The sequence below is a fragment of the Neorhizobium sp. P1_A6 genome, from assembly GCF_056406795.1.
On sequence record NZ_JBFTZM010000004.1, the window covers coordinates 96933 to 111975 of the forward strand.

14 protein-coding genes are annotated in these 15043 nt (G+C 60.8%); 5 read left to right on the forward strand and 9 right to left on the reverse strand.

Annotated features, from left to right (window positions below):
- Window positions 1–52 precede the first annotated feature (52 nt).
- The gene (locus tag AC1D3C_RS09935) at window positions 53–892 is read right to left on the reverse strand and encodes a DUF4432 family protein (protein WP_477482750.1); all 840 of its coding nucleotides are present in this window, start codon (window positions 890–892) and stop codon (window positions 53–55) included.
- 192 nt (window positions 893–1084) lie between these two features.
- Here AC1D3C_RS09935 and AC1D3C_RS09940 point away from each other — a divergent pair, with 192 nt between their 5' ends.
- Window positions 1085–2479: a L,D-transpeptidase gene (locus tag AC1D3C_RS09940; protein WP_477482751.1), complete on the forward strand. Its 1395-nt coding sequence runs from the start codon at window positions 1085–1087 to the stop codon at window positions 2477–2479.
- A gap of 133 nt (window positions 2480–2612) precedes the next feature.
- Here the strand turns inward: AC1D3C_RS09940 and AC1D3C_RS09945 are convergent, their stop codons facing one another.
- The 8 genes from AC1D3C_RS09945 to AC1D3C_RS09980 form a co-directional block, all read right to left on the reverse strand.
- Entirely contained in the window at window positions 2613–3329 is a 717-nt protein-coding gene (locus AC1D3C_RS09945; RefSeq protein ID WP_247036283.1) for a ParA family protein, read from the reverse strand.
- 219 nt (window positions 3330–3548) lie between these two features.
- A complete protein-coding gene (locus AC1D3C_RS09950; protein WP_477482752.1) occupies window positions 3549–4694 on the reverse strand; it encodes an iron-containing alcohol dehydrogenase in 1146 nt (381 codons plus the stop codon).
- Window positions 4691–6076, reverse strand: a complete 1386-nt coding sequence (locus tag AC1D3C_RS09955; protein ID WP_477482753.1) for an aldehyde dehydrogenase family protein — start codon at window positions 6074–6076, stop codon at window positions 4691–4693. The genes AC1D3C_RS09950 and AC1D3C_RS09955 overlap by 4 nt, the downstream gene beginning before the upstream one ends.
- A 37-nt stretch (window positions 6077–6113) precedes the next feature.
- Window positions 6114–6530, reverse strand: coding sequence for a type II toxin-antitoxin system VapC family toxin (locus AC1D3C_RS09960; protein WP_247036276.1), 417 nt, complete (start codon window positions 6528–6530; stop codon window positions 6114–6116).
- Window positions 6523–6993 (reverse strand): helix-turn-helix domain-containing protein, encoded by a 471-nt coding sequence (locus AC1D3C_RS09965; RefSeq protein WP_477482754.1) that lies wholly within the window; start codon window positions 6991–6993, stop codon window positions 6523–6525. The genes AC1D3C_RS09960 and AC1D3C_RS09965 overlap by 8 nt, the downstream gene beginning before the upstream one ends.
- Before the next feature lie 78 nt (window positions 6994–7071).
- Window positions 7072–8442: a glutamine synthetase family protein gene (locus AC1D3C_RS09970; RefSeq protein ID WP_477482755.1), complete on the reverse strand. Its 1371-nt coding sequence runs from the start codon at window positions 8440–8442 to the stop codon at window positions 7072–7074.
- Between the two features lie 74 nt (window positions 8443–8516).
- Window positions 8517–10109: an amino acid permease gene (locus tag AC1D3C_RS09975; protein ID WP_038549314.1), complete on the reverse strand. Its 1593-nt coding sequence runs from the start codon at window positions 10107–10109 to the stop codon at window positions 8517–8519.
- 102 nt (window positions 10110–10211) lie between these two features.
- Entirely contained in the window at window positions 10212–10988 is a 777-nt protein-coding gene (locus AC1D3C_RS09980; RefSeq protein WP_477482756.1) for an N-formylglutamate amidohydrolase, read from the reverse strand.
- A 171-nt stretch (window positions 10989–11159) separates the two neighbouring features.
- Here AC1D3C_RS09980 and AC1D3C_RS09985 point away from each other — a divergent pair, with 171 nt between their 5' ends.
- The 4 genes from AC1D3C_RS09985 to AC1D3C_RS10000 all read left to right on the forward strand — a co-directional run bounded on the left by AC1D3C_RS09985 (window position 11160) and on the right by AC1D3C_RS10000 (window position 15037).
- Window positions 11160–12050, forward strand: a complete 891-nt coding sequence (locus tag AC1D3C_RS09985) for a MurR/RpiR family transcriptional regulator (RefSeq protein ID WP_038587696.1) — start codon at window positions 11160–11162, stop codon at window positions 12048–12050.
- Between the two features lie 148 nt (window positions 12051–12198).
- Window positions 12199–13305, forward strand: coding sequence for an ABC transporter substrate-binding protein (locus AC1D3C_RS09990; protein ID WP_477482757.1), 1107 nt, complete (start codon window positions 12199–12201; stop codon window positions 13303–13305).
- Window positions 13306–13376: 71 nt separating this feature from the next.
- The gene (locus AC1D3C_RS09995) at window positions 13377–14252 is read left to right on the forward strand and encodes an ABC transporter permease (RefSeq protein WP_038543608.1); all 876 of its coding nucleotides are present in this window, start codon (window positions 13377–13379) and stop codon (window positions 14250–14252) included.
- Window positions 14249–15037 carry an ABC transporter permease gene (locus AC1D3C_RS10000; protein ID WP_247036267.1) on the forward strand — a complete coding sequence of 263 codons (789 nt, stop codon included), beginning with the start codon at window positions 14249–14251 and terminating at the stop codon, window positions 15035–15037. Before AC1D3C_RS09995 ends, AC1D3C_RS10000 begins: the two co-directional genes overlap by 4 nt.
- The last annotated feature ends 6 nt before the right edge of the window (window positions 15038–15043 follow it).

Below are 15043 nucleotides of genomic sequence, written 5' to 3' on the forward strand. Positions count from 1 at the left end.
GCGCAAGCATTACGACGGTGCCCTTTAGGCGTCAATCGCTGAACGACAACTCTCAGACGAAGCAGAAGCGCAGGCCGTATTCGACACTTTCGCCGGGCTTGACCCACCCGAGTTCCCCGTTCGCCGCAAGTTCCTGGCGGCTTGCCAGGCGATGCGAAACCGGCTCGATGCCGAGTACATGCGCCGGCGCCTTCTGGTTCCGCCAGACCTGCAGATGCGGCAGCGTGTCGGTCCTGAACTTCACCTTGAGCGTCAGCCCGCCGATCGCCGCGATCGGCCCGAGCGCGATTTCGGCCCACTGCTCGCCATCGACGGTCGCCGGCACGCAGAATATGCCGCCGGTCTCGCCGCCGAAGGTCCAGGGAAAGCCGCCTTTGTCGAGCATCCTGCCGGTCAACCGGACCTGGTCGTCGAACAGCCAGGCGCCGATATTCATATGGTACATATGCACCCGCGCGAATGGCCTGGAACCGATATTGGTGACCTTGTCCGACAGGCTCACCTCGCCCGTCGCACCGTCGATCCGCCAATGGCGTTCGAGGAGAGCTGTCTCGCCGGTCGCAATGGTTAGCGGCACGCGGGCACGGCATTCCGCATCCGGCCCCTGCGCATCCCAGAACAGGATTTCGGCGGGGTGGGAGGAGAAGGATCCATGCAGCGGATATTTCTGGCCTTCAGCGGCGCCTTCGATCGCCTCGGGATGACGAATATGGTCGGGCCCGCAGGTGAACAGGAACCCCTCGAGCGAGTGATCGATTCGCGGATCGCCGTCGTCGGGAATGGCCCGGCCCGGAGCAAGGTCCACATCGCCGATGAAACAGCCCCCGATATCGAGAACCGAGCTCTCGTCGAGAAAAATCCTCGGTCCGTTGGCAGCGGAAAAAGCCTTCATAATCATTCCCTTCACGGTTTCGTCAAAACTTCTAACTGATCGTGAAGTGAATTTAACGGTGTGTTCATGACGAATTCACTTTTTCCACACTACGGTCAAAATTAACTTGTCTGTGGCGACAGGCGAACGGGCGGGAACCAATGTCCGATTTCCCGATTACGCTTAAGTAGGAACAAGGAAGTCGGTGACATCGTGAAGCGGCTATTTTTTGCATGCGCAAGCCTGGTGATCTTGACCGCGGCACAGGGAATTCCCTCCGCCGAGGCACAGAACCGTTATGGCCGCTATCCCTCGGAAACGATGCTCGTCGCTCCTGACGGCTCGATCCTGGACTATGTGCCCGACCGCGGCGATGTCGTCATCAGCCGCGACGGCATGGGTCGCCGCGTTCTGATCGATCATTTCGGCAATGTCGTCGCAACCGAGGTCCGCCAGGAAACCTATCGCCCCAACCGGACGCAGGAGTATCCGCCGGTACCGGGCGGCTACCGGTCTCCGCGCGATACTGGCGGCTATCAGCAGGGTGCCGGCGGTTATCGCGACTACCGCGAATATCGACCGGGCGAACCAGGCGCCATTACCGGCGGGATCCCGGGACGAGGCTCGGTCAGCCGTATGCCACTCGATGATCAGGCCCTCCCCGGCGCCGACGACGGCTATCCGCAGGAAGCCTCGATCGAACCCGACCAGCCGCCGGCGGAAACGCTTCTGCCGCAGAAGCCGATCATCACCGTCACCAAGAAGCCGCAGGCCCAGATCGCTGCACTCCAGGTCTTCCTGGACCGTGAAGGCATCTCGCCCGGCGTCATCGACGGCCATCTCGGCGACAACGTCAACAAGGCGATCGCCGCCTGGCAGGAAATGACCGGCGAGACGCTCGATCCGAACAATTCCGAGGACATCCTGCAGCGGCTGACCTATTCGGGCGGCCTGCCGATCGTCGACTACACGATCACCCCGGCCGATGCCGCCGGTCCTTATGTCGCGTCGATCCCGGAAGACTATGCGCACAAATCGCAGCTGCCGGCCATGTCCTATACGTCGGTGACCGAAAAGCTCGCCGAGCAGTTCCACATGGACGAGAACTATCTGAAGGCGCTCAATCCCGGCGTCGATTTCACCATCCCGGGGTCGACCATAAAGGTCATCAATCCCGGCCAGCCGAAGGTCGGTCAGGTCACCCGCATCATCGCCGACAAGAGCAAAAAGCAGGTTTTTGCCTATGGCGCCGACGGCAAGCTGGTGGCGGCTTATCCGGCAACCATCGGCTCGACCGACACGCCCTCGCCGACCGGCATCCACTCGGTCGAACGTATCGCCCTCGATCCCGGCTATACCTACAATCCGAAGATCAATTTCAAGCAGGGCAGCAACGATCAGATCCTGCAGATCCCGCCGGGTCCGAACGGCCCGGTCGGTACGGTGTGGATTGCGCTCTCGAAGCCCACATACGGCATCCACGGCACGCCGGAACCTTCCAAGATCGGCAAGACCAACAGCCACGGCTGCGTGCGCCTGACCAACTGGGACGCAAGGGAACTCGCCAAGATGGTCAAGCCCGGCACCACGGTGGAATTCACCGAGTAAGGTTCACAGGCTGGCAAAGGCGGAAAGCTCCTCGGCATTTGCCGCAGGGGCTTTTTGCTGCTGCGGTCGCAACACAGAAAAACGGCCGGTTCCGAAGGACCGGCCGCATGTAATGAATGGAACCGGATGGTGATCAGGCTGCGTAGCGACCCAATCCGAAGAGGCGCGACGCGACGGAGCGGGTGATCTTGACGGGCATGAGACGCATGACTTCCTGTGCGTAGGACCGGGCGTTTTCCTTTGCCTTGTCGAGATTGCTGACCTTCGCAGGGTCCAGCGTATGGAGCGTGCCCCCGGTCTCGAAAAGTTCCTTGAAGGCGATGCGTTCGCCGATCGGCGTATCGAGGACATGCACGCCGCGGGCAGCCAGAAGACCCTTGATGGTCAACAGCGCCTTGGTGGTGACCATCGAGGTAACGCGCGTCAGCACCACTGAATGCGGGATCACCAGGCCGGCCTTCTCCTTCATATAGGACAGGAGGTCGAGGATTTGGGCAGCACCCTTGGCGTCCATGGCAGAACCCTGGACCGGGATCATCACGTGATCGGAAAGGCCGATCGCCGTGGTGACCAGCGCATCACGGGCGCCGGCGAGGTCGATGATGAAATAGTCGGTGCGCGATGCCATTTCCCGAAGATGACATTGCAGCGATGCGAGCGTGACTTCCGATACCACTTCGATGTTGCGCACGGTGCCGGAGGTCTCGAACCACTGGCTGATCCAGCGCTGCGGGTCGGCATCGATGACGGTGACGCGAAAACCCTGATAGGCAAGTTCGGTAGCGAGCAGGAGCGCAGCGGTCGTTTTTCCGGCTCCACCCTTGGCGTTGGCAAAGGAAATTACAGGCATTTTCGGTCCTCGAACAAGTCTTGAGCCACATCGCTCACGAGGACACCGGGAAGCATGGTGTCATGGGCACATCCTTTCCAAACATGGTTAACGAATTGCAAATTTAACCACCATTAATATCACTCAGGAGATTTAGCTTTTGGCTCTAAAATGCGGAAAAGCCCGGAGGTTTGAGCCTCCGGGCTCCTTCAATGCCGATCTTCCGAGGGGCCGGAAGATTTAAAAGCAGTCGAGGAAAAGCGCTTTGGTATTCTCCATCGTCATGGTGACGGGGTTGCCGCCGCAACTCGGGTCCTCCATCGCCATCGCCGTCAGTTCATCGATTCGGTCCGGCTTGATCCCCATTGCGGTGAGATTTTCGGGCACGTTGAGTTCGGCCCGCAGCGACAGGACGTAGTCATAKAACCCGTCGAACCCGCCGGCGATGCCGAGATAGGCCGCGGCGCGGGCGATCTTCTCTTCGATTGCCGGACGGTTGAAGCGCAGGACCGGCGGCATCACGACTGCATTGGTCATGCCGTGATGGGTGTTGTAGACCGCGCCGATCGGATGCGACAGTGAATGGATGGCGCCAAGCCCCTTCTGGAAGGCGACCGCGCCCATGGCCGCAGCCGACATCATATTGGTGCGGGCTTCGAGGTCCTGTCCGTCCTTGTAGGCGCGCGGCAGGAATTCCTTGACGAGCCGCATGCCTTCGAGCGCGATACCGCCGGACATCGGATGGTAGAAGGGCGACGAATAGGCCTCCAGGCAATGCGCGAACGCATCCATGCCGGTGCCGGCGGTGATTGCCTTCGGCATGCCCATCGTCAGTTCCGGATCGCAGATGACGACGCCGGGCAGCAGTTTCGGATGGAAGATGATCTTTTTGACATGGGTGACGGAGTTGGTGAGCACCCCTGCCCGGCCGACTTCAGACCCGGTGCCGGCCGTGGTCGGCACCGCGACGATCGGTGCGATCTTCGAGGCGTCGGCGCGGGTCCACCAGTCGCCGATATCCTCGAAATCCCAGACCGGCCGCGTCTGGCCAGCCATGAAGGCGATCAGCTTGCCGAGATCGAGGCCCGAACCGCCGCCGAAGGCGACGACGCCGTCATGACCGCCATCTTTGTAAGCCTTCACGCCGGCTTCGAGGTTGTTCTCGTTCGGGTTGGGATCGACATCGGCAAAGATCGCCCGGCCAAGGCCAGCCTCTTCGAGCACGTCGAGCGCATGGCCGGTGATCGCCGTCGAGGCCAGTCCCCGGTCGGTGACCAGAAGCGGCGTCTTGAGGCCGAGCGTCTTGCAGGCGTCCGCCAGTTCCTTGATGCGTCCGCGGCCCAGCTTGACGGCGGTCGGATAGCTCCAGTTCGCGACGATATTCATTTCGTGACCTTCTTCAGGTGGTAGGATTTCGGGCGGGTCAGGTTGTGGAAGCCGAGGACGGAGAGCGAACCGCCGCGCCCGGTTTCCTTGACGCCGGTCCAGACCAGCGCCGGGTCGAGATAATCGGCGCGGTTCATGAACACCGTGCCGGTTTCAAGCTGGCTGCCGATCCGGTTGGCACGATCGACGTCAGGCGTCCAGAGAGACGCTGTCAGCCCATAGCGGCTGTCGTTCATGTAACCGATCGCCTCGTCGTCGGTCTTCACCTTCATGATGCCGACGGCCGGGCCGAACGTCTCTTCCCGCATGATCTCCATCGAGTGGTCGACATCGACCAGAACCTGCGGCGCAAGGTAGGCGCCGCCGTCATCGGCGGGGAAAAGCTTCGGATCGACGAGCGCCTTTGCGCCATTCGCCACCGCGTCGGCGATCTGCTGACGCACCACCTTGGCGAAGCGCTTGTTGGCCATCGGCCCGAGCGTGGTTTCCTTGTCGAGCGGGTTGCCGAGCTTGTAGTTCGACACCCAGGCGACCGATTTTTCGACGAAAGAATCGTAGAGCGATTCGTGCACGTAGATGCGTTCGATGCCGCAGCAGCACTGGCCGGAATTGTAGGTCGCACCGTCCATCAGCGTGTCGACGGCAGCATCCAGATCGGCGTCCTCCATCACATAACCGGGGTCCTTGCCGCCGAGTTCGAGGCCGATGCCGGTAAAGGTGCCGGCAGCAGCCCGCTCGATCGACCGTCCGCCCTCGACCGAGCCCGTGAAGTTGATGAAGTTGAACAGCCCTTCGGAAATCAGCTTGGCCGACGTCGCGTGGTCGAGGAAGATATTCTGGAAGACATCTTCCGGAACACCGGCCTCGATGAAGGCGCGCACCATCCGCTCGCCGACGAGTAGCGTCTGGGAAGCGTGCTTGATGACGACCGCATTGCCGGCCATCAGCGCTGGCGCGATCGTATTGATCGCCGTCATATAGGGATAGTTCCAGGGAGCGATGACAAAGACGACGCCATGCGGCTCACGTTCGATGCGCCGTTCGAACGTGGCGCTATCCTCGACGCGCAGCGGCGCCAGCGCATCGGCGGCGATCGACGCGACGTAATTGGAGCGCTCGTTGAACCCCTTGAACTCGCCGCCGTAGCGCACCGGCCGGCCCATCATCCAGGCAAGTTCCGGCACCACCTCGTCGACCATCTCGTTGAGGCGTGCAACGCCCTTTAGCACGAGCTGGACACGCTCCTCGAGCGGCCGCTTCGCCCACGCCTTCTGGGCATGCCGTGCGCGCCCGATAGCTTCGGCGGCCGCTTCCGCCGACATGGCCGGACGCTCGGCATAGACCGAACCGTCGACCGGCGAGATACATTGGATCATCGTCATTGATATAGGCTCCAGAAATTCAGCAGGCCCCGAGGGGTTAACAGGCAAGCGTGCGGACATGGCCCGCATGTCCATAGGAAAGAATCGCACGATCACGTGTGATGATGGTCAGATCGTGCTCGCGCGCGGTTGCGATCAGAATACGGTCGATCGGGTCCTTGTGAATAGGCTGGGGCAGGAACGAGGACGCAATAAAAATCGTGGAGGTCACGGGATGTTCTGTAAAATTCCCGTCCCGCAGATAGTCGCGGTACCATTGCTGGGCATCCCGGGATTCACGAATACGACCTTTGGCGAGCAGCATGCCCATTTCCCAAGCAGTCGCAGCGGAAACGAAAACCGGAATCCTTCTAGCCTGACTCTCTCCGAGCGACTCCAAAGCCACCGGCGACAGCACCTCCTTTTGCGACATCCAGATAACAAAACATGTATCGAGCAGAAACCGACTACTCATTATAAAGCTTCTCGCCCCACTCCTCATCCCAGTCCATTGGCGCCGTCAGATCGACGCCCGGCATGACGGTGATCGTGCCAGCCATACAACCGTAACCGGGATGCAACTCGATCAGCGTGCCGTCCTCCTTCTCCATCCAACGCTTGCCATCCTTGTAGATGATATCGTCTTTCGTGAACATTTTGGCCGGCTGAGTGTCCGAGTAGCCGGTGGCGTCATAGCTGCCTTGCTTCGTCTCCTCAAATCCGAACACCTTGCCCCGCCGGTGTGCGGCCACCTCCTCGAGATTTATCCCGAGGAAGGCGGCGATATCGTCCTGCTCATCTGCGCTCATCTTCCGTTCGCCCTTCAGCATCCGCGATACGGCACTGGGATCGAGCGACATGAAGCGAGCCAAATCGCGCAAAGATTTCTGTCCCTGATCGAGTTTCTGATAAAACCATTCACTGTCTATAGGGCTCATGACCATTCCCGCAGGTTGTGGAAATAGCTTAACATAATGCCATAATGACAACAAGCGCACCTCAGTATTGCGATTATCTCAAGCTCTCTCGAAACCGCGTGCCACTTCCCAATCCGTCACGCGGCGATCGTATTCCTCCTGCTCCCATTGGCCGGCTCGGACATAGTGGTCGATGACGTCGTTGCCGAAGGCCGAGCGCAGCAGTTCCGAACCGTCCATGAGATCGATCGCCTCGCGCAGCGTCTTCGGGATCTCGCGGATACCCTTGCCGCCATAGGCGTCACCGACGAAGGCCGGTTCCAACGTCTTCTTCTTCTCGATCCCGTCGATGCCCGCCGCAATCAGCGCCGCCATGGCGAGATACGGGTTGAGGTCGGAACCGCCGACGCGGCATTCGATGCGGATTCCCTTGGACGCCTCGCCGCAAAGACGGTAGCCCGCGGTACGGTTGTCCTTCGACCAGACTGCCTTGGTCGGCGCGAACGTGCCGGCCATGAAACGCTTGTAGGAATTGATGTAGGGTGCCAGGAAATAGGTGATCTCGCCGGCATGGCTAAGCAGCCCGGCGATATAATGTTTCATCAGTTCCGACATGCCGTGTTCGTCGTCCTTGTCGAAGAACAGCGGGGTCTTGCCGTCGGCGCTCCACAGCGACTGGTGAATATGCGACGAGCTGCCGGCGGCCGAATAATTCCACTTGGCGAGGAAGGTAATCGCCTTGCCCTTGCCCCAGGCGATCTCCTTGCACGCATTCTTGATGATCACGTGCCGGTCGGCCATGGTCAGCGCATCGGCGTAGCGGACGTTGATTTCCTCTTGGCCGGCCGAAGCCTCGCCCTTGGAGTTCTCGACCGGAATGCCGGCACCCTGCAGGCCGGTGCGGATCGCCCGCATGACCTCCTCTTCCTTGGTGGTCTGGAAGATGTGGTAGTCCTCGTTGTAGCCGCTCGCCAGTTTGAGATTGCGGTAGCTGCTTTCGCGCGCCTGATCGTAGGTCTGATCGAACAGGAAGAATTCGAGTTCGGTCGCCATGAAGGCGGACATGCCCATCGCCTCCAACCGCTTCACCTGGGCCTTCAGGATGGCGCGCGGCGAATGCGGCACGTCCGCATGGGTGTGATGGTGGAGCACGTCGCAGAGAACCAGCGCCGTGCCTTCGAGCCAGGGGAGTTTGCGTAGCGTCGCAAGATCCGGCTTCATCGTATAGTCGCCGTAACCCTGTTCCCAGCTGGTCGCCTTGTAGCCGGAGATGGTCTCCATCTCGATATCGGTCGCCAGCAGATAGTTGCAGCTATGGGTTTCCTGATAGGCGCTCTCGACGAAATATTCCGCCTGGAACCGCTTGCCCATCAGGCGGCCCTGCATGTCCACCTGGGCGGCGATGATCGTGTCGATGCGGCCCTCGGCAACATCTTTTTTGAGTTCGTCGAAAGAATAATGACTGGTCATGATCGATCCATCTGGCCTTTGAACATTTGGCGGAGGCCGCACATCGCGGCCTCCGCCAATGATGTCGGTGAAGGTTATTCGCCCGGTACCGGCGAGACCGTCCCGGTTTCGCCGACTGCCGCTTCCGCAGCGGCGATTTCGGCTTTGCGCTTGGCGATCATGTCACCGATCGGAGGCCCCTTGAAGCGCTTGTTCTCGACCGCGAACCAGATGATTATCGCAAGGACGATAAGGCCGACGGTGACCGCAAGCACCTTGTCGTTCGGCGGCTGGATGGCGATGTAGATGATCAGCACCATGCCAAGCGTCGCCAGCACGCCGACTGTCTTGTAGACGCCCCGACCGAGATCCCAGGGGCCAGGCGCTGGCCATTTCTTGGTGCCGTAGGCGAAGATGCCGAGCACGATCGGGAAAAGGAAGGAAAGGAAAAGGAAGATCAGGGTCGCGTTGACGACCGTGACGTAAAGGCTTGCCTCGCCGACCGAGATGAACAGCGCACCCCAGACGAACAGGCTTTCGAGAGCCGCACCCGTCCAGATCGCCGCAACCGGGGTGCGGAATTTCGGGCTGACGCTTGCAAGCGTCTTTGAGCCGACCGGGATACCGCCATCACGCGAAAACGCAAAGATCATTCGCGAGCATGAGGTGACGGTCGCAAGCCCGCAGAGGAACTGCGAGATGAAGATGGCCACATAGAGCACCGTCACCAGCCAGGCAGGCATGATGGTGTTGATGGTGGTGAAGAACACGGCCCAGCCCTGCTTGGCGCCTGCGGCCATGTCCGGTATAGCGATGACGAAGGCCGACAGCATCACCCAGCCGGCAAGCGACGACCAGAGCACGGCGGAGACCATCGAACGGGGCACCGACAGCGCCGCCTTCTTGGTTTCCTCCGACGTATGCGCCGAGGCGTCATAACCGGTGATCGTGTAGATCGGCAGCAACAGGCCGAGCGCGAAGATATACCACATGCTGTCGGACTGAGGCCAAACAGCCCCGCCCGCATCACCGGAATAATTGGTGAAAGTCCAGAGCCGCGAAATATCGTGCGTCGGTGCGTAGATGAGGCAGGCGATGGTCAAGACCGCCGCCGTCACCAGGATCAGCGTGCCCGAGAAATCGGTGAGCTTGGCCGTGAGGCCGATGCCGAAATGGTTGATCGCCGCCTGGACGATGGTGAACAGGATCACCAGAACCACCTGCATCCCTGGAGAAACAACGCCGGTCGCATCGGCAATGCCAAGCTGCGCGCCGAACGTGCCGCCGAGGAAAAGGGCGGTACCGATGTTGATCGCCCCGAGAACGGTGATCAGTCCGAGAAGATTGAGCCAGGCGGTGAGCCAGCCGGTAAAGCGCGTCCCGAGGATCGAACTCCAGTGATAGAGCCCGCCGGCCGTCGGATAGGCGGATGAAATCTGCGCCATGCCGAGTGCGAAGAAGAGAGAGATGATGCAGCCGATCGGCCAGCCGATGCCGATTGCGGCCCCGCCGACACCCGACGTCGCCTGCGCCAGCGAATTGATGCCGCCGGAGAGAATGCAAATGATGGAAAATGAAATTGCGAAGTTGGAAAACGAGCTCATGCGGCGCTCGAGTTCCTGCGCATAACCCATGGAATGCAGGATATGAATGTCCTGCTTTTTGTCGCCTTCGGTATAATCGGACATGACTTCCCCCTGTTGGCAGAAAGACCGCGCCATCGCGGCCATCCGGTTTGTCCTTCCCGCGGAGATTTAACCGCGGGCATGCGAGCTGCTGCTCCCCGGGTCTTATCCTTGGATGTCTGCGAGGCTTTCCCGCAGCAATCCTGTCAAGAAATCGGCCACGACCCCCTGGCCGATTTCGTCCGTTATCAGATCGTTCCTGATTTCGATCATGACGTTGAGAAGTCCCGCCGGCAGGGCGTGGACTTCCAGCGTATGCGTTACGCCGTCCGCCGGCCCATAGGGCTCGTTGCGTTCGACGCGGTAGAGATGGGTGTCGGATGCTGCCTCCAGCATCCGGTCGGCAAGCCGGCTGTCGGTATCGTGCAGGATGCCGATCTCGACCGGGCGCTCCCTGCCGAAATAGACCGGCGTGAAACTGTGAATGGTGACCAGCACCGTCTTCTGCCCCCTCGCCCGCCGCGCCGCGATCTCCTCGCGGATGCGGCCGTGGAATGGCAGGTAGAGCGCCGTGGTGCGTCGGGACTTCTCCGCCTTGGACAGGTTCTCGTTGCCGGGGATCCGGAAGATCTCGGACACGTCACGCATGGCGGCAGGCGAATCCGGCGGCCGGTTGCAGTCGTAGATGAGCCGCGAAAACCGCTGGTGGATCAGCGTCGCGTCGAGGCTCTTCGACATCAGCCGGGAGACGGCAAGCGCTCCCGGATCCCAGGCGATATGCGAGGCAAGCGCATCCGCGGAAAGTCCGAGATCGCCGTAGCGTTCCGGCAGGCGCCGCGAGGCGTGTTCGCAGACGAGAAGCACATCTCCCCGGCCGCCGGCATTGTCCAGGGCAACGGGTCCGCCATCCGCCTCCGAGAAGAATTCCGACTGGACCAGCATCGACGCGTTCCGGAAAAAATCGTTTAAATTGGATTAAGAAGAGAATTCTTCACTTTCCTGCCGCCGTCAACGGGATTCTGAAAATTTCTCTTCAAAGGAACCGTTGACTTCTCCGCAGAAACGATTGTTAATCTTTTCGATAACCGGCGAAGACCGGAGGGAACAGCTTTAGTGCCACCAACTGCACGCACCGTATCGGATGTCATTCGTGTTCGTTACGATAGCCTGACGCGCGCGGAAAAACAGTTGGCGGACAGCCTATTGGAGAACTATCCGGTGTCAGGGCTCGGCAGCATCACTGTGATCGCGGAGAACGCCCGTGTTTCGACGCCGACGGTTGCGCGGATGGTGCAGAAGCTCGGCTACAAGGGCTACCCGGAATTCCAATCCCATCTGCATCACGAGCTCGAGGCGACCATCTCCAACCCGATCGCCAAGCACGACCGGTGGGCGTCCAACGCACCGGGCACACATATCCTCAATCGCTTTGCCGACGCGATCACCGCCAATCTGCGCGACACACTTTCGGATCTCGACACCACGACTTTCGAAGGGGCCGCCGCACTTCTGCGTGACCGCAACCGCGGCATCTACTTCGTCGGCGGCCGCATTACCGGTGCGCTCGCGGAATATTTCTTCACCCATATGCAGGTCATTCGTCCCAAGACGACCCTGATCTCCACCAATTCGAGCTCCTGGCCGCAGCATGTTCTCAACATGAGCGCCGGCGACGTCCTGGTGATCTTCGACATCCGCCGCTACGAGCAGGAGATGGCGACGCTGGCAGAGGCCGCACGGGCTAACGGCGTCGTCATCATCTTGCTGACCGATGTCTGGGCTTCACCCGTTGCCAAGCATGCACAGCACACGTTCAAGGTGAGGATCGAGGCACCCTCGGCCTGGGACAGCTCCGTCATCACCCTGTTCGTCGTCGAGGCGCTGATCGAGGCGGTGCAGAGCGCGACGTGGGAGGAAACCCGCGAACGCATGAACTCTCTGGAAGGCCTGTTCGAGCGGACGATGCTGTTCCGCCGCCCGGGCCGCCAGAGCCGTCCCGACTGAGCGGTCGGGTTAAGAAATATGCCGGCAATCCGGGAGTTTCATGAGCAAATGCTCATCCTCCGGGCTGTCATATACGATACATGAACTGGCTCTACGAGTCGCGCCGAAACGATCCGGACTACACGACCTGAACCCCTAGGAGGATACCTTGATCAACAAGACCCAACGTCTTCTTTCTCTGACGACCGCCATCGTCATCGCCTCCACGGCCATCGCCGCCGCGGCGCCCAGCGCCGAGCTGATCGCAGCTGCGAAGAAGGAAGGCACGCTGACCACGATCGCGCTGCCCCATAGCTGGTGCGGCTACGGCGACGTCATCGCCGGATTCAAGGCGAAGTACGGCCTCGAAGTCAACGAATTGAACCCGGACGCCGGTTCGGGCGACGAAATCGAAGCGATCAAGGCCAACAAGGGCAACAAGGGCCCACAGGCTCCCGACGTTATCGACGTTGGCCTGTCGTTCGGCCCGTCCGCCAAGGCCGACGGCCTGATCCAGCCCTACAAGGTCTCCACCTGGGATTCGATCCCGGCCGACGCCAAGGACGCAGACGGCTACTGGTACGGCGACTATTACGGCGTTCTGGCTTTCCTGGTGAACAAGGACCTCGTCAAGACGTCCCCGAAGGACTGGTCCGACCTGCTGAAGTCCGACTATGCCAACGCAGTCGCTCTCGCCGGTGATCCGCGCGGCGCCAACCAGGCCGTCCAGGGCGTTTATGCTGCCGGCCTCTCCGGCGCCAAGGGCGACTCCGCCAAGGCCGGCGACGAAGGCCTGAAGTTCTTCGCCGAACTCAACAAGAAGGGCAATTTCGTGCCGGTCACCGGCAAGGCCGCCCCGTTTGCGCAGGGCACCACGCCGATCATCATCGCCTGGGACTATAATGCCCTGTCCTGGGGCGAAAGCCTGAAGGGCAACCCGTCCTTCGAGGTCGTGGTACCGGCAAGCGGCGTTGTTGCGGGCGTCTACGTGCAGGCGATCTCCGCCTTCGCTCCGCATCCGAACGCCGCGAAGCTCTGGATGGAATACCTTTATTCCGACGAAGGTCAGCTCGGTTGGCTGAAGGGATATTGCCACCCGATCCGCTTCAACGATCTTGCCAAGAACAACAAGATCCCGAAGAACCTGCTCGACGCCTTGCCCCCGGCAGCAGCCTATGAGAAGGCCGTATTCCCGACGCTCGCCCAGCAGTCCGCCGCCAAGGAAACCATTACCAAGAAGTGGGATACCGTGGTCGGCGCCAACGTCTCCAAGTAATCGCATCAGGATTGACCTCCCGCGCCGCCCGGCGCGGGAGGTTTCCCGTTTCCCCTGGATGGCCAGCATTCATGACCACCGCATCCACGTCATTCATCGACCGCCGGACAGTCATCGACTGGCTCGGCATCGTGCCGTTCATGGTATTTGCGCTCGCTTTCCTGATTGTCCCGACGCTCTATCTGATCGTCGGCGCCTTCTTCAATCCGGCGGGCGAATTTACGTTTCAGAATATTGCCGACCTCTTTTCGCCGTCCATCCTCGGCGCCTACTGGATCAGTATCCGGGTATCCGTTGCGTCTGCACTCGGCGGCGCGTTGATCGGCTTCTTCCTTGCCTGGGCGGTTGTGCTCGGCGGCGTGCCGTCCTGGATCCGCTCCAGCCTGCTCACGTTTTCCGGCGTCGCATCGAACTTCGCCGGCGTGCCGCTCGCCTTCGCTTTCCTGGCGACGCTCGGTCGGACCGGTCTGGTCACCGTCTTCATGCGCGACTGGTTCGGCTTCAATCTCTATTCGACCGGCTTTAACCTCCTCTCCTTCTTCGGCCTGACGATCACCTACATGTTCTTCCAGATCCCGCTGATGGTGCTGATCCTGACGCCGGCGCTGGACGGATTGAAGAAGGAGTGGCGCGAGGCGTCCGAAATCCTTGGCGCATCTACGTGGCAATACTGGCGCATGGTCGTGCTGCCGATCCTCTGGCCGAGCCTGATGGGCGCCACGCTCCTCCTTTTCGCCAACGCCTTCGGCGCGATCGCAACTGCCTATGCTCTGACCGGGTCCTCGCTCAATATCGTGCCGATCCTGCTCTACGCCCAGATCCGCGGCGACGTGCTGCACAATCCGAACCTCGGCTACGCTTTGGCTCTCGGCATGATCGTCATCACCGGCATTTCCAACATCCTCTACATCTGGCTGCGCACCCGCGCCGAACGGTGGCAGAAATGAAGGCGCACAAGATCTTCGCCTGGCTCGCGATCGCCATCGGCGCCATTTATTTCTTCATACCCCTGATCGGCACGTTCGAGTTCTCGCTGCGCATGCGGCGCGGTGCCTATTCCTTCGACGCCTACCAGTCGGTCTTCACCGACGCGCAGTTCCGCGCCACCTTCGGCTTCTCCATGCTGATGGCGCTGGTGACGATCGTCGTCGGCATGCTGCTCATCGTGCCGACCGCCTATTGGGTGCGTCTGCGCCTGCCGCAGATGCGGCCGGTCGTCGAGTTCATCACGCTTCTGCCGCTCGTCATTCCGGCGATCGTCATCGTGTTCGGCTACCTGCGCCTCTACAATTCCTCGTCCTGGATCCCGTTCACTGGCTCGACCCAGGGCACCAATGTCCTGCTGACGTTCTCCTACGTGACCCTGGCGCTTCCCTACATGTACCGCTCGGTCGATACGGCGATGCGGACTATCGACGTGCGGACGCTGACGGAGGCCGCCGAAATTCTCGGCGCCAAATGGCCGACGATCATGTTCCGCTGCATTTTCCCGAACGTCATGTCGGGCGTGCTCTCGGGCGCCTTCATCACGTTTGCGATCGTCATGGGCGAATTCACCATGGCGGCCCTTCTCAACCGTCCGGCCTTCGGTCCCTATCTTCAGCTCGTCGGTGCCAACAAGGCTTACGAACCGTCGGCGCTCGCCGTCATCGCCTTTGCGATCACCTGGCTGTCGATGGGTCTGATCCAGCTCGTTTCCCGCTTCGGCAAATTGTCGCCGTCCAGGCCTTAAGGAATT